This window comes from Pseudomonas ekonensis, assembly GCF_019145435.1.
GTDB classification, from domain to species: Bacteria; Pseudomonadota; Gammaproteobacteria; order Pseudomonadales; family Pseudomonadaceae; genus Aquipseudomonas; species Aquipseudomonas ekonensis.
In genome coordinates this window covers 2,487,276-2,507,309 of sequence record NZ_JAHSTS010000001.1, presented here as the reverse complement: position 1 = coordinate 2,507,309, position 20,034 = coordinate 2,487,276, and the positions used below count along the sequence as shown (strand labels likewise).

The 20,034-nt window shown below is 65.9% G+C and carries 23 protein-coding genes; 22 read left to right on the top strand and 1 reads right to left on the bottom strand.

What is annotated here, in order from left to right:
• Positions 1 to 39 precede the first annotated feature (39 nt).
• The 22 genes from KVG96_RS11020 to KVG96_RS10915 all read left to right on the top strand — a co-directional run bounded on the left by KVG96_RS11020 (position 40) and on the right by KVG96_RS10915 (position 19,338).
• On the top strand, positions 40 to 972 hold the full coding sequence (locus tag KVG96_RS11020) for a LysR family transcriptional regulator (protein WP_217892076.1): 933 nt from the start codon (positions 40 to 42) through the stop codon (positions 970 to 972).
• Between the two features lie 381 nt (positions 973 to 1,353).
• Positions 1,354 to 2,505, top strand: a complete 1,152-nt coding sequence (locus KVG96_RS11015) for a 2-aminoethylphosphonate--pyruvate transaminase (protein WP_217892074.1) — start codon at positions 1,354 to 1,356, stop codon at positions 2,503 to 2,505.
• Position 2,506: 1 nt separating this feature from the next.
• Entirely contained in the window at positions 2,507 to 3,829 is a 1,323-nt protein-coding gene (locus tag KVG96_RS11010) for an O-acetylhomoserine aminocarboxypropyltransferase/cysteine synthase family protein (RefSeq protein ID WP_217892073.1), read from the top strand.
• 27 nt (positions 3,830 to 3,856) lie between these two features.
• Positions 3,857 to 4,921, top strand: coding sequence for a fatty acid desaturase family protein (locus KVG96_RS11005; RefSeq protein WP_217892071.1), 1,065 nt, complete (start codon positions 3,857 to 3,859; stop codon positions 4,919 to 4,921).
• On the top strand, positions 4,918 to 5,745 hold the full coding sequence (locus KVG96_RS11000; protein WP_217892070.1) for a gamma-glutamyl-gamma-aminobutyrate hydrolase family protein: 828 nt from the start codon (positions 4,918 to 4,920) through the stop codon (positions 5,743 to 5,745). The genes KVG96_RS11005 and KVG96_RS11000 overlap by 4 nt, the downstream gene beginning before the upstream one ends.
• A gap of 61 nt (positions 5,746 to 5,806) precedes the next feature.
• Positions 5,807 to 6,412, top strand: a complete 606-nt coding sequence (locus KVG96_RS10995; protein WP_217892069.1) for a LysE family translocator — start codon at positions 5,807 to 5,809, stop codon at positions 6,410 to 6,412.
• A gap of 57 nt (positions 6,413 to 6,469) precedes the next feature.
• Positions 6,470 to 7,987 carry a GMC family oxidoreductase gene (locus tag KVG96_RS10990; protein ID WP_217892068.1) on the top strand — a complete coding sequence of 506 codons (1,518 nt, stop codon included), beginning with the start codon at positions 6,470 to 6,472 and terminating at the stop codon, positions 7,985 to 7,987.
• A 57-nt stretch (positions 7,988 to 8,044) separates the two neighbouring features.
• Positions 8,045 to 9,034, top strand: a complete 990-nt coding sequence (locus KVG96_RS10985; protein WP_217892067.1) for a homoserine O-succinyltransferase — start codon at positions 8,045 to 8,047, stop codon at positions 9,032 to 9,034.
• 31 nt (positions 9,035 to 9,065) lie between these two features.
• Complete coding sequence (locus KVG96_RS10980) at positions 9,066 to 10,418, top strand: glutamine synthetase family protein (protein WP_217892469.1); 1,353 nt, start codon at positions 9,066 to 9,068, stop codon at positions 10,416 to 10,418.
• Between the two features lie 215 nt (positions 10,419 to 10,633).
• The gene (locus KVG96_RS10975; RefSeq protein ID WP_217892066.1) at positions 10,634 to 10,894 is read left to right on the top strand and encodes a hypothetical protein; all 261 of its coding nucleotides are present in this window, start codon (positions 10,634 to 10,636) and stop codon (positions 10,892 to 10,894) included.
• Entirely contained in the window at positions 10,848 to 11,789 is a 942-nt protein-coding gene (locus tag KVG96_RS10970) for a sigma 54-interacting transcriptional regulator (protein WP_217892065.1), read from the top strand. Before KVG96_RS10975 ends, KVG96_RS10970 begins: the two co-directional genes overlap by 47 nt.
• A 102-nt stretch (positions 11,790 to 11,891) precedes the next feature.
• The gene (locus KVG96_RS10965; RefSeq protein ID WP_170930070.1) at positions 11,892 to 12,140 is read left to right on the top strand and encodes a type III secretion system major pilin HrpA; all 249 of its coding nucleotides are present in this window, start codon (positions 11,892 to 11,894) and stop codon (positions 12,138 to 12,140) included.
• Between the two features lie 69 nt (positions 12,141 to 12,209).
• Entirely contained in the window at positions 12,210 to 13,160 is a 951-nt protein-coding gene (locus KVG96_RS10960; RefSeq protein WP_217892063.1) for a harpin HrpZ family protein, read from the top strand.
• 32 nt (positions 13,161 to 13,192) lie between these two features.
• Positions 13,193 to 13,549 carry a type III secretion system inner rod subunit SctI gene (gene sctI, locus KVG96_RS10955; RefSeq protein WP_217892062.1) on the top strand — a complete coding sequence of 119 codons (357 nt, stop codon included), beginning with the start codon at positions 13,193 to 13,195 and terminating at the stop codon, positions 13,547 to 13,549.
• A 9-nt stretch (positions 13,550 to 13,558) separates the two neighbouring features.
• On the top strand, positions 13,559 to 14,353 hold the full coding sequence (gene sctJ / locus KVG96_RS10950) for a type III secretion system inner membrane ring lipoprotein SctJ (RefSeq protein ID WP_217892061.1): 795 nt from the start codon (positions 13,559 to 13,561) through the stop codon (positions 14,351 to 14,353).
• Entirely contained in the window at positions 14,350 to 14,931 is a 582-nt protein-coding gene (locus tag KVG96_RS10945; RefSeq protein WP_217892060.1) for a hypothetical protein, read from the top strand. Before sctJ ends, KVG96_RS10945 begins: the two co-directional genes overlap by 4 nt.
• A complete protein-coding gene (gene sctL, locus KVG96_RS10940) occupies positions 14,882 to 15,478 on the top strand; it encodes a type III secretion system stator protein SctL (protein WP_217892059.1) in 597 nt (198 codons plus the stop codon). The genes KVG96_RS10945 and sctL overlap by 50 nt, the downstream gene beginning before the upstream one ends.
• Positions 15,479 to 15,563: 85 nt before the next feature.
• Positions 15,564 to 15,785: a serine kinase gene (locus KVG96_RS10935; protein WP_085583704.1), complete on the top strand. Its 222-nt coding sequence runs from the start codon at positions 15,564 to 15,566 to the stop codon at positions 15,783 to 15,785.
• Positions 15,772 to 16,182, top strand: coding sequence for a type III secretion system chaperone (locus tag KVG96_RS10930; RefSeq protein ID WP_217892058.1), 411 nt, complete (start codon positions 15,772 to 15,774; stop codon positions 16,180 to 16,182). The genes KVG96_RS10935 and KVG96_RS10930 overlap by 14 nt, the downstream gene beginning before the upstream one ends.
• The gene (gene sctC / locus KVG96_RS10925; RefSeq protein ID WP_217892057.1) at positions 16,175 to 18,196 is read left to right on the top strand and encodes a type III secretion system outer membrane ring subunit SctC; all 2,022 of its coding nucleotides are present in this window, start codon (positions 16,175 to 16,177) and stop codon (positions 18,194 to 18,196) included. The genes KVG96_RS10930 and sctC overlap by 8 nt, the downstream gene beginning before the upstream one ends.
• Positions 18,197 to 18,487: 291 nt before the next feature.
• Positions 18,488 to 18,838 carry a negative regulator of hrp expression HrpV gene (locus KVG96_RS10920; protein ID WP_085583698.1) on the top strand — a complete coding sequence of 117 codons (351 nt, stop codon included), beginning with the start codon at positions 18,488 to 18,490 and terminating at the stop codon, positions 18,836 to 18,838.
• 101 nt (positions 18,839 to 18,939) lie between these two features.
• Positions 18,940 to 19,338, top strand: coding sequence for a type III secretion system chaperone (locus KVG96_RS10915; protein WP_217892056.1), 399 nt, complete (start codon positions 18,940 to 18,942; stop codon positions 19,336 to 19,338).
• A gap of 68 nt (positions 19,339 to 19,406) precedes the next feature.
• Here KVG96_RS10915 and KVG96_RS10910 read toward each other — a convergent pair whose 3' ends face one another.
• A complete protein-coding gene (locus tag KVG96_RS10910) occupies positions 19,407 to 20,018 on the bottom strand; it encodes an aspartyl/asparaginyl beta-hydroxylase domain-containing protein (RefSeq protein ID WP_217892055.1) in 612 nt (203 codons plus the stop codon).
• Between the last annotated feature and the right edge of the window lie 16 nt (positions 20,019 to 20,034).

Below are 20,034 nucleotides of genomic sequence, written 5' to 3'. Positions count from 1 at the left end.
ATTTGATATGACCACAGCCTTTCGAATCAGGAACCCCGAGTGAAAATCACCCTGCGACACGTCGAAGTGTTCCGTTCCATCATGCAGACCGGCAGCGTCACCGGTGCGGCCCGGTTGCTGCTCACCTCGCAGCCGACGGTCAGCCGCGAACTGGCGCGGCTCGAACAGGTGTCGGGCCTGCGCCTGTTCGAGCGCGAAGGCGGGCGCCTGCGGCCCACCGCCCAGGCCCTGATGCTGTTGGAGGAGGTCGAGCGTTGCTATGTGGGCCTGGAGCGCATCGACCGTTATGCGCAGTCGATCCGCAACTTCGAGCACGGCCGCCTGGAGCTCACTTGCCTGCCGCTGTTTTCGCAAACGTTCCTGCCCAGGGCCTGCCGGGGCTTCCATCAGGCGCACCCGGGCGTCAGCGTCAGCATCGTCGCCCAGGAATCGCCCCTGCTGGAGGAGTCGCTGGTCACTCAGCAGTACGACCTGGGGCTGACCGAAGTGGAGCAGATCCCCCGCGGCACGAGCGGTGAACTGCTGTTCAGCGCGGATCTGGTCTGTGTCCTGGCGCCGGGGCACCCGTTGCTGGCCAAGCCGGTGCTGGCGCTTGAGGACTTTCACCGGATCGACTTCATCAATCTGGCGAGCCTCGACATCTACCGGCAGACCCTCGACGCGCATTTCCGTCAGGCTCAGGTGGACCGCCGCACCGTGATCGAGACGGGCAACGCGGCGTCGGTCTGCGCCATGGTCAGGCAAGGGCTGGGCGTGGCGGTCATCAACCCGCTGACCGCGCTGGCCGAGGCGGGGCGGGATCTGCTCATCCGTCCGCTGAGCCTGTCGGTGCCGTACCGCGTGATGCTGATCCGGCCGGAACACCGGCCGCCGTCGGCCAGCGTCGACGCGTTTTGCCAGGTGCTGCGCGAAGAGGCGCGACTGATGGCTGACGGTGTGGAGAAGGCTCGGCGAGGCATGGCAGAGGCATGAACATGCCGCCGACAGCCAAGAGGACGGAGCATATGTATATGGATTTTTAATATAGCGGTTCGCCGTCAAATACCTTGACGCTATATATGTCGCCTTCTACTGTTTCGACACCTGCCCGAGAATGGATCCAAAAAATCCGGGGCCAGGCAAACATCAGAAGTTAATGAATGGACCGATCCACTGACGATCATGGATGACCGTGCCGCCTGAACTATCGCGTTAAGTTCCTGAACATCCTTGCTGGCTAACTAACTGTGCACCCGTCAAAACGGTGAACACCGTAGAGCCGCTGAGCTTCCAAGCTCGCGACTCGAACAGTGTTCACCGTTTTTGCGTTGCGCCGGAGTTGATTTCGCATCTGCATATAATAAGGAGCGTTATATGTCTGGACAGCATCATTTCCTGTTGACACCCGGCCCGTTGGCATTGAGCGATGAAGTCAAAGCGCAGATGCAGTTCGACATGGGTTCGCGCGATCAAAGTTTCAAAGACATCACGGCGTCCGTGCGAGAACGCATCCTCGACCTGATCGACGGCAACGGCACCCATTCGGTGGTGCCCATCCAGGGCAGCGGCACCTACGGCATCGAAGCCGCGCTGGCGACCTTCATCGGCTCGACCGCCAGGCCCCTGGTCTGCATCAACGGCATCTACGGCGAGCGGATCCTCAAGATCCTCCAGTTGCGCGGCGTTCAGGCCGCGAGCCTGAGGGCGTCGAGCGACGAACCGCTCTCGGTGTCCGAAATCGCCGCGCACCTGGACCGGGATCCGGCCATCACCCACCTGTGTTTCGTGCACTGCGAAACCACCACCGGGGTCATCAACCCGCTCGACGCCATCGTGCAACTGGCCCGCCAGCGCGGCGTGCGCACGGTGGTCGATGCGATGAGCTCCTTCGGCGCCGTCGACATCAGCGCCCGACGCAGCGGTTTCGATGTCCTGGTGACGTCCAGCAACAAATGCATCGAAGGCCCGCCGGGCGTGGCGTTCGTCATCGCCTCGCTGGAACTGCTGGCGGGCACGGGGCATCCGGTCAATTCGTTTGTGCTGGACGTGCGCGACCAATGGCAGTCGCTCGAACAGAACGGCGAATGGCGTTCCACGCCGCCCACCCATGTGATCCAGGCCTGCGCGAAGGCGCTGGAGGGGCTCAGCGCGGAGGGCGTGATCCGCCGCGGCGAACGCTACGGCGCGGTGCGTGACGAGATCGTCCGGGCCATCGGGCGCTACGCGGCGCCGCTGCTCAACGTCCAGGCGCGTTCTCCCGTGTGCCTGGCGCTCACGGCGCGGGGCCTGATCAACACCCAGAAGGATTTCGATGCGCTGTACCTGCATCTGGCCAGGTACAACCTCTACATCTATTCGAAGCTGCATCCGCAGACGCGCAGTTTCCGGATCGGCTGCATCGGGGCCATCCGGCCGGCGTGGATCCTGCTGCTGACCACCGCGTTCCGCGATTTCTTCGAGGGCGCCGGCAGCGTCGCGAAGGCGTCGGCCTATCCCGAACCCGAACTCATCAAAGAGGCCTTGTGACATGTCCCGGTACCTTCCCAGTTCGCAACTGTCCGCAGAGACCGCACTGCTGCACGCCGGCTACCGCCATGACCCGGTGACCAAATCGGTGGCCGTGCCGATCTACCTGTCCACGGCCTATGAGCTCGACGGCGACCTGCAAAGGATCGCCGACGTCTACAACGTCAAGGAAGACGGCTTCACCTACACCCGGATCATCAACCCGACCACGCGCATCCTGGAGCAACGCTACGCCGCGGTGGACGGCGGCAGGGACTCGCTCGCCGTGGCCTCGGGGCAGGCGGCGACGTTCCTGGCCCTGGTCAACCTGTGCAGCGGAAAGCCGGGCGACAACGTGGTGGTGTCGAAGTACCTGTACGGGAACTCGTGGAACCTGCTGTTCAACTCGTTCAAGCGCCTGGGCATCGAGGCCCGCTCGGCCGATCCGCGCGAGCCGTCCTCGTTCGAGGCCCTGGCCGACGACCGCACCATCGCGTTCTTCGGCGAGACGTTTTCCAATCCCTGCCTGATCCCCTTGCCGGTGGCGGCCCTGGCCGAAATCGGCCAGCGGCTGGGGATCCCGCTGGTGGTCGACAACACGGTCACGCCGCTGGTGAGCCGGCCCGGGGCACTGGGCGCTGCGATCACCACCTACTCGGCGACGAAGTACATCTGCGGGCACGGCACCACACTGGGCGGGCTGGTGGTCGACAACGGCCGCTTCGCGTTCGACGAGCCGCGCCGCTTTCCGCTGTTCAACGAACCGGACGAGGCGCACGGCGGCATTCTCTGGCGCGAAGCGGTGGACAGGCTCGGCGACCTCGGTGCCAGCGCCTTCCTGCTCAAGGCCCGGATGACCTGGCTGCGCGACACGGGCGCGGCCATCAGTCCGCTCAACAGCTTCCAGTTGATCCAGGGCCTGGAGACGCTGCACCTGCGCATGCAGCGCCACTGCGAGAACGCCGCCGTCGTGGCCAGGTTCCTCAAGGGCCACCCCAAGGTGCGCCGGGTTTCCTATCCGGGGCTGGCCACCGGCCAAGAGCGCGAACGGGTCGATGAACTGGTCGACCCGAAGGTCGGGCACGGCGCCATGATCCTGTTCGAGCTGGAGGACGAAACCGCCGGCCGCACCTTCATCCAGAACATCCGGCTGCTGTACCACGTGTCGAACGTGGGCGACGCGCGCACGTTGGTGACGCACCCGGTCTCGACCACCCACACCACCGTGCCGAAACAGCAGCGCGAGGCGGCGGGGATCTACGACGGTTCGATCCGCCTGTGCGTGGGCATCGAAAACGTGAACGACGTGATCGACGACATCAAGCGCGGGCTCGATGCCATCTGACCCCCATCCGCCCAAGGAAGACGCCCCATGGAAACCTCCCAGGACTGGAAACTGCGCAACAGCAAATTCACGACCTTCCGTTTTTCCCGCGAGATCACGCGGGAGTTGGCCCAACTGCGCCCCGACAACCTCACCGGTGCGCTGTACGTGCTCAAGGACTATCTGGTGGTGCTGGCGTGCGCCTTCGCCACGGTGCAGATCAGCTGGTGGCTGTACCCGGTCGCGGTGCTGATCATCGGCGCGCACCAGCGCGGCCTGACCACGATCTCCCACGACGCCGCGCACCGTATCCTGGCGAAGAACACGCGCTGGAACCATTTCCTCGGCACCACCTTCGCCGCTTACCCGATCTTTCAGCGGCACTGGGCCTACCGGGTCTCCCACGTGCACCTGCACCACCCGCACCTGGGCGATCCGGAGAAGGACCCGGACCTGCAGTTCTTCATCCGCAGCGGCGTGTACGAGGTCCGCGAGCCACGGGCGTACCGCAATTCGATCGTCTGGAAGGCGATCTTCGGCGGCGCCACGCTGCGCTACCTGAAATACCTGTGGCACAACCGGTTCCTGATCTCTGACAAGGAAGACAAGGCCGTCGACCGCCGTGGCGCCAAACTCGACGCTTACGGGTTCGTGGCGTTCTGGGTGATCGTCGTCGCCGGTTTCGCCCTGGCCGGCGCGCTGCACTGGCTGGTGCTCTTCTGGCTGGTGCCTTACCTGACCACGTTCCAGATCCTGGGCTGGTTCACCGAGATCGCCGAGCACTCGCCCCTGTGCGAGACCGAAGAGCAGAACATCCACCTCACCCGCAACCGCAAAGGCAACCTGATCGAGCGGGTGCTGTTCGGCGTGAACTACGACGAATACCACCTGGAGCACCATCTCTCGCCCGGTGTGCCGTTCTGGCTGCTCAAGCGTGCGCAGCAGATCCGCCTGCGGGACCCGGACTACGCCGAAGTCGCCGCAACCTGGGGCGGCCTGTTCGTCGCCGGCCCACAAGGGCAGCCCAGCGTCATACGGCAGTTGCTTGAGCGCAACCGGCGGCTCTACGAGGCGCGGCCCGCCGAGCTGGCGACGGCGGGGCAAGCGCGATGACCGGCCCGCTGCATGAGCCAAGGCGCGCCGTCGTCGGTGTGACCGCCAACCGTCAACTGCTCGACGGCGTCCATCGCGACCGGCTGCGGCGGCGCTACATCGAAGCGCTGGAGCGGCACGGGCCGGTCGAGTGCGTGATCCTGCCGACCCTGGACGGCGACCTGCCGTGGGAGGTCAGCGTGTCCAGGCTGCGTCGGGTGCTGGCTCGCCTGGACGGCCTGGTGCTGACCGGCGACGAGTCGAACCTCGATCCCGCGGTCTTCGCTGGCGAACAGCGGGCGTGGAGCCGTGGGGCGGACGATGTCATCCCCGAAGCGCGGGACCGGCCGAGGGATCGCCTCTCCAGCGCCGTCCTGACCGTCGCCCTCGAACTGGACATGCCGGTGCTCGGCATCTGCCGCGGCTTTCAGGAAATGAGCGTCCACCGCGGCGGTGCGCTGCATGCGGATCTGAAGGCGCTGGGCGGGGCGGTCGTGCACAGCGAGAACCCCGACGTGCCCCGCGATCAGCAGTACCTGCCGGCGCACGGCGTGCGCGTCGCCGCCGGGGGATGGCTGGCGTCTCTTGTCGGGGAGGTGGAATTGCAGGTTAACTCGCTGCACAACCAGGGCATCACGGCGGTGCCGCCCGGTGTCCGGCCCGAAGCGGTGGCGCAGGATGGCGTGATCGAAGCGCTGTCCTACACGGCATCGGACACCTTCCAGTTCGGCGTGCAGTGGCACCCCGAATGGCACGCCGCCAACGACGCGACCAGCCAGAAGCTGTTCAAGGCTTTCGCCGATGCATGCCTGGTTTACCAAGCGAAGGAGCGCGAATCCGCCTAGGCATTCAGCCGTCCGGCCTCAAGCCCCGTTCGATCAACCCCACAAGCCCATTGGCGGATCTATGGATTTTCATTTGCTGTTGTTGTTTTCGGTTGCGTTCACGTCGGCGGTCGCGGTGCCTGGCCCCAACGTCGCCTTTGCGGTGGCACAGGCGCTCAAGCACGGCCTGCGCACGACCTTGCCCGGCGCGCTGGGCTTCGGGCTGGCCACCGCGGTGCATGCGACGGTGGTGCTGTCGGGCGTCGGCCTGCTCATCCACGACAACCGCTGGATCCTCACGTACCTGCGCTGGATCGGCGCGATCTACCTGGCCTGGCTCGCCTTGAGCGCGTTCTTCTCCAAGTCCGGGCCGAGCGACGCCAAGGCCGAGAACTCCAGCCCGCGGCAGATGTTCGTCGATTCCTTCCTGGTCTCGCTGACCAACCCCAAGGGATGGCTGGCGAGCCTGCTCACTTACCCCAGCTTCATCAGCCCGCACTTTTCGTACAGCACCCAGGCCATTGCCCTGAGCGTCACTGCGATGGTCATTTCGCTGTCGATCTATGGCGGCTACATGTTCCTCGCGCACAAGGCGCGGGCGGCGTTCGACAACAAAACCGCACTGAACCGGATCACCGGGGTGATTTACGCAGTGGTCGCACTGTGTCTGGTGCTGCTGCCCTATTGAGGCGCAGCACCCAAGGACGGCCAACGGCTCAACAGCACAGCACAAGGAACAGAGCGCATGACCTACGACTACATAGTGATCGGCGGCGGCAGCGCGGGCTCGATCATCGCGCGGCGGCTCGCCGATGCGGACATCGGATCAGTCCTGCTCATCGAAGCGGGGCCGGCGGACGAGGGCGTGCCGGCGATGATGGACATTTCCCGCCTCTTCGAGCTCGATGCCCGCACCGACTGGGGATTTCTGGCGGAGCCGACGCGTCACTCCGACCGGCGCCTCACATACTCCCGCGCCAGGATGCTCGGCGGCTGCGGCAACCACAACGACTGCGCCTACCTGGTGCCGCCGCCCGCGGACTTCGATGCCTGGCGCGACCTGGGCGCCGACGGCTGGTCGGGCGAGGAGGTGTTGCCGTACTTCGAGCGCCAGAAGGCGCTCGTCACCCTGGAGCGACGCCCGGAGCGCCACCCGGTTTCCCGGGCGTTCCTTGAGGCGGGCGTCGAACTGGGCCTGGCCAAGGTGGATTTCACCCAAGGGGTCGAGCCCGGCATCGGCATGCTGACGCTGAACGCGAAAGGGCGGCTGCGCAGTTCCTCGTCGGTCGCCTATCTGCATCCGTTGAGCGAGGGGCACGACCGGCTCAAGATCCTCACCGACACCCTGGTGAGGCGGATCGAGTTCACCGGCACGGTGGCCAGCGCGTGCCTCACCGACAAGGGACGCTTCGCGGCCCGGCGGGAGATCCTCCTGTGCGCCGGCAGCATCCAGTCACCGCAACTGTTGCTGGTCTCGGGCGTCGGCGACGGCGCGGCGCTGCGCGACCTGGGCATCGACGTGGTCCACGACAGCCCCGGCGTCGGCAAGCACCTGGTCGACCACTATTCGGTGCCGGTGATCTTCGAGACGGCCGAAGCGGTGCCCGAATGGGACGTGACCCCCTACGAAGCCATCGCGATGCTGAAGACCCGGCCGCAAGGCACGTCGGCCGAAAGCCAGATCCAGCTGGGCCTCACCGCCGGCTGGGTCAACGGAAGGTTCGGCGACGAGTACGAAGCGTCGGCCCCCAAGCCCCGGACCGTCATCGCCCTGGAGCCCAATGTGGCCATCAGCCGCAGCCACGGCGAGGTGCGCATCACCTCGGCGGACATCGCGGTGCCGCCGGCCATCGACCTCAACTATCTGTCCGACGCCGAGGGCCACGACGAGGACGTGCTGCTGGCCAGCGTCCGGTTCTGCCGCCGGCTGGGGCAGACGCAGGGGTTGCGGAGCATCATCCGCCGGGAACTGTCGCCGGGCCCCGAAGTGCAGAGCGAGGCCGAGCTGCGCCAGTACATCCGCGACAACTGTCAGACCTACTACCACGCCTCCGGCACCTGCCGGGCCGGCGCGGCGGACGATCCCCTCGCGGTGCTGACGCCGGACCTCAAGGTCAAGGGCGTGTCGGGGCTGCGGGTCTGCGACGCGTCGGTGTTCCCGGCGATGGTCTCGGTCAACATCAACGCCACCGTCATGATGGTGGGCGAGAAGGCCGCCGACCTGATCATCCGCGAGGCCAGGGCAGCCGCCACCGGCCACTGACTTTCACGCTTGAGACGCAACATGCGTGCCTGACCCTTTACGGAGGCTTGGAAGCCTATGTCGATCAGAATTCCCAAAGGTTTGCCGGCGGTGACCGCCCTTGCGACGGAAGGCGTCACGGTGACCGACGACGACCACGTCGCGCAACCGCTGCAGCGCCCCTTGCGGATCGGGTTGCTTAACCTGATGCCCAACAAGGTCAGCACCGAAATCCAGATCGCCCGGCTGCTCGGCGCGACACCGCTGCAAGTGGAGCTGACGCTCGTCAAGATCAGCAACCATGCGCCCCGGAACACGCCGCTGGAGCACCTGTCGTCGTTCTACCGCGCCTGGCCGGACATCAAGGAGCAGAAGTTCGACGGCTTTATCGTGACCGGCGCACCGATCGAAACGATCCCGTTCGAGCACGTCAGCTACTGGGACGAACTCACCAGTATCCTGCGTTGGACCCAGACCCATGTGCACAGCTGCTTCAACATCTGCTGGGGCGCCCAGGCCGCCGTGCACTATTTTCACGGCATGCCCAAGCACGCGCTGGGCGAAAAGGCCTTCGGCGTGTTCAGGCACCATGGGCTGAGCACCGGTTCTCCTTATCTCAAGGGGTTCTGCGACGACTTCACCGTCCCGGTGTCGCGCTGGACGGAGATGCGCCGCAGCGACATTCCCGCCGGCAGCGGCCTGCGCGTGCTGATCGATTCCCCGGACACCGGAATCTGCCTGCTCGACGACCCGCGGCACCACTCGCTGCATTGCTTCAACCACATCGAGTACGACTCGCACACGCTGGCCGACGAGTACTTCCGCGACCGGGACGCGGGAAAGGACATCCGCCTGCCCAGGAACTATTTTCCGGACGACTGCGAAACCCGCCCGCCGAAAAACCAATGGCGCAGCCATGCGCACCTGCTGTTCGCCAACTGGATCACGCAGATTCACCAGACCACGGCGGCCGATCCGAAAAGGATCGGCAGCGACAGGTTCACGCCTTCCGTGGTCCGGCCTGCGCACAACGCCCCACGCGCCTCGGAACTGCTGTGGTGCAAATAACCTTCTGACCGCCGGGTGAACACACATGAGCATGACGTTCGATGAACTGAAACACGCGGTCGCCGCCGGCACTGTCGATACCGTGCTGGTGTGCCTGGCAGACATGCAGGGACGCCTGATGGGCAAGCGGTTTCACGGCGATTTCTTTGTCCGCCACGGCCATCATGAAACCCACGCCTGCAATTATCTGCTGGCCGACGACGTCGAGATGGCGACCGTGCCGGGCTACCTCAGCGCCGGATGGGCGCAGGGGTACGGGGACTTCCTGCTCAGGCCCGACCTGGCCACCTTGCGGCGGTTGCCTTGGCTGGAGGCCACCGCGCTGGTGATCTGCGACGTGTTCGACCATCACGGCCGGCCTGTGGCCCACTCGCCGAGGCAAGTCCTGCAGCGCCAGTTGCAGCGGCTCGCCGACCGGGGGCTGCGCGCCTGCTTCGCCTCGGAGCTGGAGTTCTATCTGTTCGACGAACCCTACGAGACCCTGTCGGCCCGTCGCTACGCCGATCCGAAGACCTTCGGCAGCTACAACCAGGACTACAACATCCTGTCGACCACCCGGCAGGAATCGGTGATGCGCCCGATCCGCAACGGACTGCACGGCGCCGGCATCGGCATCGAATGCACCAAGGGGGAGGGCGGACGGGGCCAGGGGGAAATCAATGTCCGCTACGCCGACCCGCTGGTGATGGCCGACCAGCACACCATCATCAAGCACGGCAGCAAGGAAATCGCGGCCCGGCACGACAAGTCCATCACCTACATGGCCAAGTGGAACGACACCCTGGCGGGCTCCTCCAGCCATGTGCACGCTTCACTGTGGTCGCTGGACGGACGAGCGCTGTTCCGCGGCGCCCCCGAGGCGCAAGGCATGTCCGACCTGATGCGCCATTACTTGGGCGGCCTGCTGAAGTACTCCCGGGACATCACCCTTTTTCTGGCGCCCACGATCAACGCCTACAAGCGGTTCCAGAGCGACACGTTCGCGCCGACCACGGTCGCCTGGAGCCATGACAACCGCACCGTGGGCTACCGCGTCTGCGGTGAAGGCACCGACGCGGCCAGGGTCGAATGCCGCATCGGCGGCGCCGACCTGAACCCCTACCTGGCGTTCGCCGCCCTGATCGCGGCGGGGTTGTCGGGCCTGGACGAGAACCTGCCGCTGCCGCCAGCGTTTGTCGGCGATGCCTACCGCGACCGCGAACTGCCGCAAATCCCGAAGACCTTGCGCCACGCCACCGACATCGCTCATGGGTCGACCTGGCTGCGCGAGGCGCTGGGCAACGAGGTGGTCGACCACTACGTCCATGCCGCACGCTGGGAGCAGTCCGAGTACGATCGGCGCGTCACCGACTGGGAACTGGCCCGAGGGTTCGAGCAGGGCTGACCTGCGTCCGGGCCGTTTCCCCGAACATCCCCACGAAAGCGCAACGCTTTCACCGCAGATGCCGTTTGCGCCGCCACCTTCCCTCGAAATTGTCGGCGGATTGAGAGTTTCTATGGCATTTGCGGCGAATTTCAATTTCGCCCTGCACCTGTGCGACGCTAGACTGCGGCCTTGCCGCAGGAGAGCGGCCGGCGCACCCGCAGCGGCGTCCGGCCTTGGAAATCGCACTGAACCATCGGGGGAATGAACGCAGGCTGGTGATGGAAATCTGCTGCTATCAATATCGCCCTGAACAAAAACAATGGTGTCGCAGGCATACGCGTGAGTTTCTGACGTCCATCGACCTTCCGATGCTCGGATTGAAAGAAGGCGCGGCGTTTCTGTATTCCTCGATCCCGACAGAAGTGATCATCATCGTGAGGGAACAAGATGACTGGGGGCTTTTCGAACAACCACTCCGTGCAATGGGAACATGAAGTTCTCGACACAGTGGGCACCTTGCAAGCGTTTATCAGAAAGGCCGCGCCGTTGAAGGTCGACATGGTGCTGGAGGGGGAGACCGGCACCGGCAAGGACACCCTGGCCCGGCGCATCCATGAGCTGTCCGGACGCGAAGGTCAGCTGGTGGCCCTCAACTGCGCGGCGGTGCCGGAACAGCTGGCCGAGAGCGAACTGTTCGGGGTCATGGCCGGCGCCTACACCGGCGCCTCCAAGTCACGGGCCGGCTACATCGAAGCGTCCGACCGCGGCACCCTTTACCTCGATGAGATCGACAGCATGCCCTTGCTGCTGCAGGCCAAGCTGCTGCGGGTGCTGGAGATGCGCGGCATCGAACGCCTGGGCTCGACCCGCTTCGTGCCGCTGGACCTGCGGGTGATCGTCGCCACCCAGACGCCGCTGGAACAACTGGTGGACGAGGGCAAGTTCCGCCGCGACCTGTTCTTTCGCCTCAACGTGATCAAGATCCAGCTGCCGACCCTGCGTTCGCGCCTGCAGCACATCCAGCCGCTGTTCCAGCGCTTCGTCTGCGAGGCCGCCGAACGCCACCGCCAGCCGATGCCGGCCCCTGACCCGCACCTGCTCAAGTGCCTGCTCAACCACCGCTGGCCGGGCAACATCCGCGAGCTCAAGTGCGCCGCCGAGCGCTTCGTGCTGGGCATGCCGGCCTTGCAGACCGACGATCCTTCGCCCCCGTGCCGCCAGGCCGCACCGCTCAAGAGCCACCTGCGCCTGTTCGAAAAGACCCTGATCATGGATTGCCTGTCGCGCCACGCCAAGTGCATCGATTCGGTGGTCAGCGAACTGGGCATTCCGCGCCGGACCCTCTATCACCGCATGAAAAGCCTGAGCATCGACTCCCCGGAACTCTGACGCCCGCCGTCCGTCCCCCGACGTCCGGAACCTGCCGCACCGGCCAATTCGCGTTCGCCATGGAACCGCTGCCGAGAATCGACCACTCATTGTTCGAACACCATCCGGTGCTCAAACAACAATCGATTATCAGGAGTAGACACTATGGCCGGTACCGCATCCCTTGGCGCTTCGATGGCTGCCATGCAACAAATGGACGCCACTGCAGCAGCCACCACCACCATGAACGCCCAGGCTCAGTCCAACAAGATGATGACCGATACCGTCAACGGTATCGCCAGCGCCTACCAGGACTCCGCCACCAAGGCGCAGAACGCCGCCCAGCAAACCGGCAAGGCGATCAACTACTAAGTGGTCACAGGCCCTTCCGGCCTTGGCCGGAAGGGCCATGACCCGGGCAATCCAGGCAAGGAGCACCTTATGTTTTCCACTGCGTTGACACTCCCTCCAGGCGGCTCGTTCCAGGGCGGCTTCAGCCTGCCGGGCATGGGCGGGTCCCAGGGCGGCTCGGGCAACACCGCCGGGCAGATCGCCGAACTGTTGAGCCAGGCGCTGTTCGAGAAATCCGGCAGCGGCGCCAACATCCGCGACGCGAAAAACCCGCTGCTGGGCATGATCGCCGACTACATGGACAAGAACCCCGGCAAGTTCGGCAAGCCCGACGACGCCAACGGCAAGGTGCGCAGCTGGCGCGACGAGCTGACCGAGGACAATTACCTCAACGGCGAAGAGAAGGCCGCGTTCACCAAAGGCCTCGAAGGCATGATCAAGGACATGCTGGGCGGCGGCCTGCAGAACGGCGGCCAGTTCGGCGGCGGCAACGGCGGCGGGGGCTGGAACCCGATGCCGGGCGGCAACGGCGGTGGCGGCTGGAACCCCATGCCCGGCGGCACCGGCGGCGGTGGCGGCGTGCAGGATCTGCTGTCGTCGCTGCTGGGCAGCCTGGGCGAGGAAAAGCTCGACAACCTGCTCAAGCCCACCGGCAACCCGGCCCGCGACGCCCGCGGCGAGATGGCGTTCTCCAACGACGACAAGGACGTGCTCAAGGAAATCGCGCGCTTCATGGACATGCACCCTGAAGAGTTCGGCAAGCCTGACGGCAAGTCCAAGGACTGGATGGGGGAGCTGTCCGAGGGCGATCAGTTCATGTCCCGTGACGAGAGCAAACAGTTCCAGAAAGCGATCGACATGATCAAGGGCGAGGTCAAGGGCAGTGCCCAGGGCCACTCGATGGGCGGACTGTTCCCCAACGCCGAGCAGAACTTCCTCAACGGCGGCGCCGGCAACACGCTGCAGACCGATGCCCGCATCACCGCCGGCAACGTGCTCTCGGTGCTGACGCAGCAGAGCACCGGCAGCCTCTTCGGCTGAATGTAAATCTTCGTCCTGGCAGGAGAGCGTGAATGGCGATTACAGGGGTAACAACCGGGCATTCGGGGGCATCCGCGCCCGAGGCATTGCCGGCCAGGCCGCCTGCCGAGGCGGACATCGCCTGGTTCAATGCACAGATGCAGCGGGCGGCGAACCGCGCCGCCGGCCACGAACCGTCGGTGTCGGCGATTTCCCAGGCTTCGACGGCGTTGCAGAAGGACGCCGACAAGGCCACCCGCGAGCTGCAGCGGGCCGCGCGCTCGGTGGATCCGCAGCAGGCGCTGCAGGCGAACCGGTCGCTGTCGTCGTTTTATCTGCAAAGCCTGCTCAGCGCCAAACTGGTGAGCAAGGCCGCCCAGAGCGTGGAAAAACTCACCAGTCTTCAATAGGGCGCAACCATGCATCCCAAGGTATTCGGGCCGCTCGCGGCGGTGCTGATGGTTCTGTTGCTGGCCGGCTGCGGCGAGCGCATGGAGCTGCACCGCGACCTGTCCGAACAGGACGCCAACGAGGTGTTGGCGGAACTGGCCGGCAAGGACATCGACGCGCAGAAGCGTCTGGACAAGAACGGCGTGGCGGTGTTGGTGGCCAGCCGCGACATTTCCCGGGCCGTGCGTGCGCTGGAAGCGGTGGGGTTGCCCCGGCGCTCGCGCTCGAGCCTGGGCGAGGTGTTCCGCAAGGAAGGGGTGATCTCATCGCCTCTGGAAGAGCGGGCACGCTATCTCTATGCGCTGTCCCAGGAGCTTGAGCAGACCCTGTCGCAGATCGACGGCGTGGTGGTGGCGCGGGTGCACGTGGTGCTGCCCGAACGCATCGCGCCGGGCGAGCCGGTGCAGCCGGCGTCGGCGGCGGTGTTCATCAAGCACCGCGCCGAACTGGATCCGGACAGCGTGCTGCCGCGCATCCGGCGCATGGTGGCCAGCAGCATTCCGGGGATCGGCGGCGCCGACGACAAGAAACTCGCCGTGGTGTTCGTGCCGGCCCAAGGCTACCGCGAGACCGTGGAGACGGTGACGGTCGGCCCGTTCACCCTGACCCGTGAGCGCTGGCGGTTCTGGCAATGGCTGCTGGGGCTGTGCGCAGTGGCCGGCGCGCTGCTGGTCGCCGGCCTGTTCACCCTCAATCCGCACTGGCGCCGACGCCTGGGCAACGTGGCGGGCGGCGGCAAGAACGCATCGTCCGGGCCGGCATGAAGCCGCAGGACGTCACGCCGCCGCAGGCGCTGGCCTGGGTGCGCTGGTGGGCCGACGCCGCTCCGGCACCGGACGCGCCATGGCCGGCCGCGTGGCGAGCCCGTCATGCGGGCATGGGCGCCACGCGGCCCGCGCCGCCCAACGGCGGACTGTTGCCTTTGCTGGCGCTGGACGCGCAGCAGTGGGCGCGGGTGCTGAGCCTGGCGGTGGCGGTCTGCGCCGGCAGCCAGGGCGAACCGCCGCCGGGGCTCGATGACGCGGGGCTGCGCTGGTGCCGCCGCCTGGGCCGGGCGTTGCAGCCGGGCCATTGGCTGCCGGCCTGCTGGCGCGAGGGCGACACGCAGAGCCAAGGCTTGCGGCTGCTGCGGGCCTGGGTCGGCGAACCGGTGTGGCAGCGTCTGCGCCTGGAGTTCGCCGGTACGCCCATCGAAGGTGCGCCGCTCCAGGGGTTGCCCCACGCAAGACTGGCCTCACTCTGGCAGGCGGTCGGCTGGTACGCCCTCACGTTCACTACACAAGGATCCCCCCATGCTGACCCGTCGCCGCCTGAGCCTGAGCCATCCCCAGGCGTTGCCTGACGGCCCCGTCCTGCGCCGAGAAATTTTCGAAGACAGCCTGCTGGCCGGGCAACTGCTGGCGCATGCCCGTGCCCGGGCCGACACGTTGCTGGCCGACGCCCGCGAAGAGGCCGAGCGCCTGCGTCAAGCGGCGCAGGAACAAGCCTTGGCCGAAGTCTGGCAGCAGGCCGATGCGCTGCTCGCCCAATGGCAGGCGCAACGCCAACAGATGTGGGACGCCATTCTCCAAAGCGCCGAATCGCTGTTGGGCCAGGCCTGGCAGCGACTGCTGGGCGAGCAGGGCGATGCGGCGCGGATCGCCGCCCTGTGCCGGCAACTGAGCGCTGCCCGGCCGGCGGACGAACCCGGCGTGCTGCATTGCCACCCCGACCGGCTGGACCTGGCCGCGCACCACCTGCAACAGGCCCAGGCCGAGTGGAGCCTGCGCGCCGATCCGCAGCAAGCGCCGGACAGCCTGAGCCTGCGCACCGAACAGGGCGACTTCACGCTCGACTGGCAGGCCCTGGGCAACGCGCTCTGGCCGCTGCCGGACAGCGCGCAGCCATGAACCTGACGCCATCAGCGCAGGCGGACAGGGAACCAACGTCGGGATAGTGCCACTCAGTGGGCAGTTATCGACCTGGAGCCTCACCATGCTTTCTCCCGATGCACTGCGCCGCCGCCTGGACAACAACTTCGAAAACGCGCAACAGGACCTGGACGCTGCCGCGCTGGACATGGATGCGTTTTCCCCGGACGACTGGCATGCCTTCAACTCGGCGATACGCCAGTCCTCCACCGCCAGCTGGGCGGCGAACCAGGAAATCGTGGTCAAGCACAACCTGGCCAAGGCGATCATTAATGAAATCCGCTGAACTGGCGCTCGCGGCGCAACGCTGGCTGGACGGCGGCGACGGCGAATTGGGGCTGCTGATCGACGGCGCGCCGCTGCGCCTGCAACGGCGGCCCGGCGGCGTGCTGTGCCTGGCCATGCTCAGCGCGGCCTGGCGCGGCGACGACGCAAGCCTTGAAGCGGCGCTGCGCCTGTCCGGCCCCAGCCTTGGGCGCTTCGGCGGGGCACTGGCGCTGGATCCGGGCGAGCGCCGTCTGTGCCTGATGCGTTACCTGCCGTTCCAGGGCATCCCGGCGCTGATCGCCGCCATCGAATCGCTGGCCAACCAACGGGACGTGTGGGAGGCGATGCTTGAACGCAGCGCCGCCGTGTCCCGGCCCCTGACCCGTCCTCTGCCTCTGGGAAGAACCTATGTTTAAGCGACTGTGCGCCTTGACCCTGCTGCTGGCCGCATCCAGCCCGGCTCTGGCCGTGGTGCCCGACGACTGGCGGCAATCGGCCTACGCCTACGAGGCTTCGCGCACGCCGCTGGAGACCGTGCTCAAGGATTTCGCCAACGCCTATGGCGTGGGCCTGAGCCTGAGCGGCGTCAGCGGCATGGTGGACGCCAAGCTACGGGCGGCGACGGCCGAGGAATTCCTCGACCGCCTGGCCCTGGAGCATCAGTTCCAGTGGTTCGTCTACAACGGCAAGCTGTATGTCAGCCCGCAGTCGGCCCAGGTCTCGCAGCGGCTGGAGGTGTCCGCCGACGCCGCGCCGGACCTCAAGCAGGCGCTGACCGACATCGGCCTGCTGGACAAGCGTTTCGGCTGGGGCGAGTTGCCCGATGAAGGCGTGGTGCTGGTCAGCGGTCCGGCGCGCTACATCGAGCTGATCCGCGGGTTCAGCAAGGAGAAGGCCAAGCCCGACGAAAAGCAGCAGGTGATGATGTTCCCCCTGCGCTACGCGGCGGTGGCCGACCGTCAGGTCAATTACCGCGACCAGAGCCTGCGCATCCCCGGCGTGGCCAGCATCCTGGAGGACATGCTCGACAGCCAGCGCCCGACGCAGCCGTCGCCCCAGGACCCCAAGGCCAACATCGACGCCCTGCAAGGCATGGCGGACATGGCCCGGGGCAAGATCCTCAACCTGGCCAGCGAACGCACCGCCGGGCGCACCGGCCACCGGCCCCAGACCGCCGCCGGCCAGCGCCGGGTGGCGGCGGACGTGCGCAACAACGCGGTGCTGATCTACGACAATCCGGACAAGCGCGCCACCTACCAGCAACTGATCGAGCAGTTGGACCTGCCGGGCAACCTGGTGGAGATCGACGCGATCATCCTCGACATCGACCGCAGCCAACTGGCCAACCTGGAGTCGCGCTGGTCGGCCAAGGCGGGCAAGGTCGGCTTCGGCAGTTCGTTGCTCAACAGCGGTTCCTCGACGCTGTTCATCAGCGACTTCGAGCGCTTCTTCGCCGAGATCCAGGCGCTGGAGGGGCAGGGCATGGCCTCGATGATCGCCCGGCCCTCGGTGCTGACCCTGGAGAACCAGCCGGCGGTGATCGACTTCAGCCGCACCCAGTTCATCACCGCCACGGGCGAGCGGGTGGCGACGATCCAGCCGGTCACCGCCGGCACCAGCCTGCAAGTGGTGCCGCGCACCATCGGGGGCGGGCCGAACAACCGCTTCCAGCTGATCGTCGACATCGAGGACGGCCAGTTGGAGCAGCAGCGTGACCAGCAGACGCCGACGGTCAAGCGCGGCACGGTCAGCACCCAGGCGGTGATCAGCGAAAACCGTTCGTTGGTGATCGGCGGTTTCCACGTGGACGAGCAGGGCGACCAGAGCGACCGGGTGCCGGTGCTGGGCAAGCTGCCGTGGGTCGGGCCGATGTTTTCCTCGACCCGTCGCGAACTGTCGCGCCGCGAGCGCCTGTTTATCCTGACCCCGCGCCTGATCGGCGATCAGGTCGACCCGGCCCGTTACGTGGCCAGCGAAAACCGTGCGCAACTGGGCCAGGCCCTGGCGTCCGGCCGCCAACCGGGGGGACCTGCGGTGTTGCGGGCGACGATCGGCAATACGTTCGCCGAGCTGGTGCGCGGGCGGATCCCCGGTGATATCAAACGAACATCATCTGGTGTGGCCTTGGGCGACCTGTGTAAAGTGGACGGCCCGTTCGCGCTGGATCGCGGGCGGATGCAGTGGTTCAGCGCAACGAACTACTCGGTGGCGGTCGGCGTGGTCAAGAACGTCGGTGTCAAACCGCAGCGTTTCAACCCCGAGGCCTGTTCCGGCGGTGCGACCCTGGCAGTGACGGCCGCCCCGCGGTTCCTGTTGCAACCTGGTGAATCAACGGAGGTGTTCGTGGCCTTGCGGCCCGCAGCGACAGCGTCGCCTGCGGCGGCACCGGCACGGGTATCGATGTTGCCCCCGCTTTCGCGCGGGTTATAAGAGAAGACTCAATAATCTGGACATGGCTTTTGCCTGTCGCGGTGCCCTTAAGCAGCTAGGCTTTGAGGCGATAATCTGTAGAGTCCGACAAGGAAGGTGAAGAGATGAAGTGGTGTCGTGCCGGTATTGCGTGGCTGTGTTTACTTATATTGAGCGCTTGTACGTCAGTACCTGAAACTTCCTGTCACATAGGGAATTGTCAGCAACTTGACGCCAACAACTCCGAGTTGAACGTCTGGTGGTCCCCGGCACTGCGTGACGGCGGTGGCCAATACAGTACGGTGCCTCTGAATGACTGAAACGATTTTTCAAAGCACCGATCAGCAGGACTTCCTCCAGCGCATCGCCCAGAAGCGGGCAAGCGTCTGGCAGTGGGCTCCCGGCGTCGAGTTCGTCTGCCGCCAGGAGAGCCTGGGCTGGGGACTTTCCCTGAACATCCAGCGCCAGGCCCAGCGCCCGGACCTGTTTTCCGAGACCCTCAAGCGGCGCTTCGACAATGTCGAATCCTATGAGGGTTACTACATATGTCTCGATAGCCAGCACACTTTCGTGGTCTGGCATGAACTGCACAACGATGATCAGGGCGAACAACTACAGGCCTTGCTCGGACAACTCCTTTCGTTGGCCGGATTGAAGCACTGAGTCCGGAATATTTGTTCCGGCTGGAACTATTCGCCATTGTTTTTCCACTCAAGTTGCGAACCGGCCAACCCCAGGGCCATTCAACTTAAGAGGAAAAACAAATGGCGAACTCCACACCGGCCATCCAGCGTTTCATCGCCCATCTGGCCGATCGCTTGGGCACACCCCTGACCTGGCAGAACGGCGTCTGCGCGCTGTACGACAGCGAACAGGCCCAGGCCGCCGTCATCGAATGGCCCGAACACAGCGAAAACGTGATCATCCACTGCCGGCTCGGCGCCTTGCGGCCAGGCCCGGACAACTTGCAGCGCCTGTTGGCCATGAACTTCGACATCGCGGGCCTGCGCGGTTGCTGGCTGGCCCTGGACAAGGGCGACGTGCGGCTGTGCACCCAGCGCGAACTGGCCCGGCTGGACGAGGACAGCTTCAGCGACGTGGTCGGCGGCTTCGTCGCCCAGGTGCGCGAGACCCGCTCGGGATTGGGCCGGGCCCTGCACTGAAACACCCAGTCAAATAAAAACGGGCGCATGCAGCATGCGCCCGTTTTTTTTGCGTCCGGCAGTGCGGTTCACGCCGGGCGTGCAAGACGCGCCCGGTCGAACTCCAGATAGAGCAGGGTGCGCGGCGCCTCGCTGGCGTTGACCACGAAATGGTCCAGCGATCCGTCGAACACCGCCGCCGCGCCGCAGCGGTGGCGATGGAATTCGCCGGCCACGTTCAGGTAAGCATCGTTGCGCTCGTGCGCGGCATCGAGGGTCAGGTGCATCTGCAGCAGGCCCTCGGCGCGGATCTCCGGGTGCCGGTGGCGAGGCAGAAACGCCTGGGGCGCCAACCGTGCGAGCGCCGCGACCTTGAGCCCGCCGACCTCGCCGAGCATGGCCAGGGTCTGGGGCAGGGCCGCCAGCGCCGGGGCGATGGGCTCATCCCGGAACAGCAGCGGGTATTGCACCCAGTCGCGGTTGCCGCCCGATTCGCCCCAGCCCTTGAGCCAGCCGTAGACGCCGCCCTGTCGCAGATGGGCGCTGACTTCGTCGTGCACCGCCTGGTGGGGCTTGTCGGTACGGTCGATGTCCAGCAGCGGTGCGTGCAGCGCCAGCAGTTCCTGGCGCATCACCGTCCAGCGGCCGGCAAGGGCGGCGAGGGCCGGAAAGGTGTCGAGCGGGTAAAAGGCAGGATCCATGTGAGCTCCTTGAAGG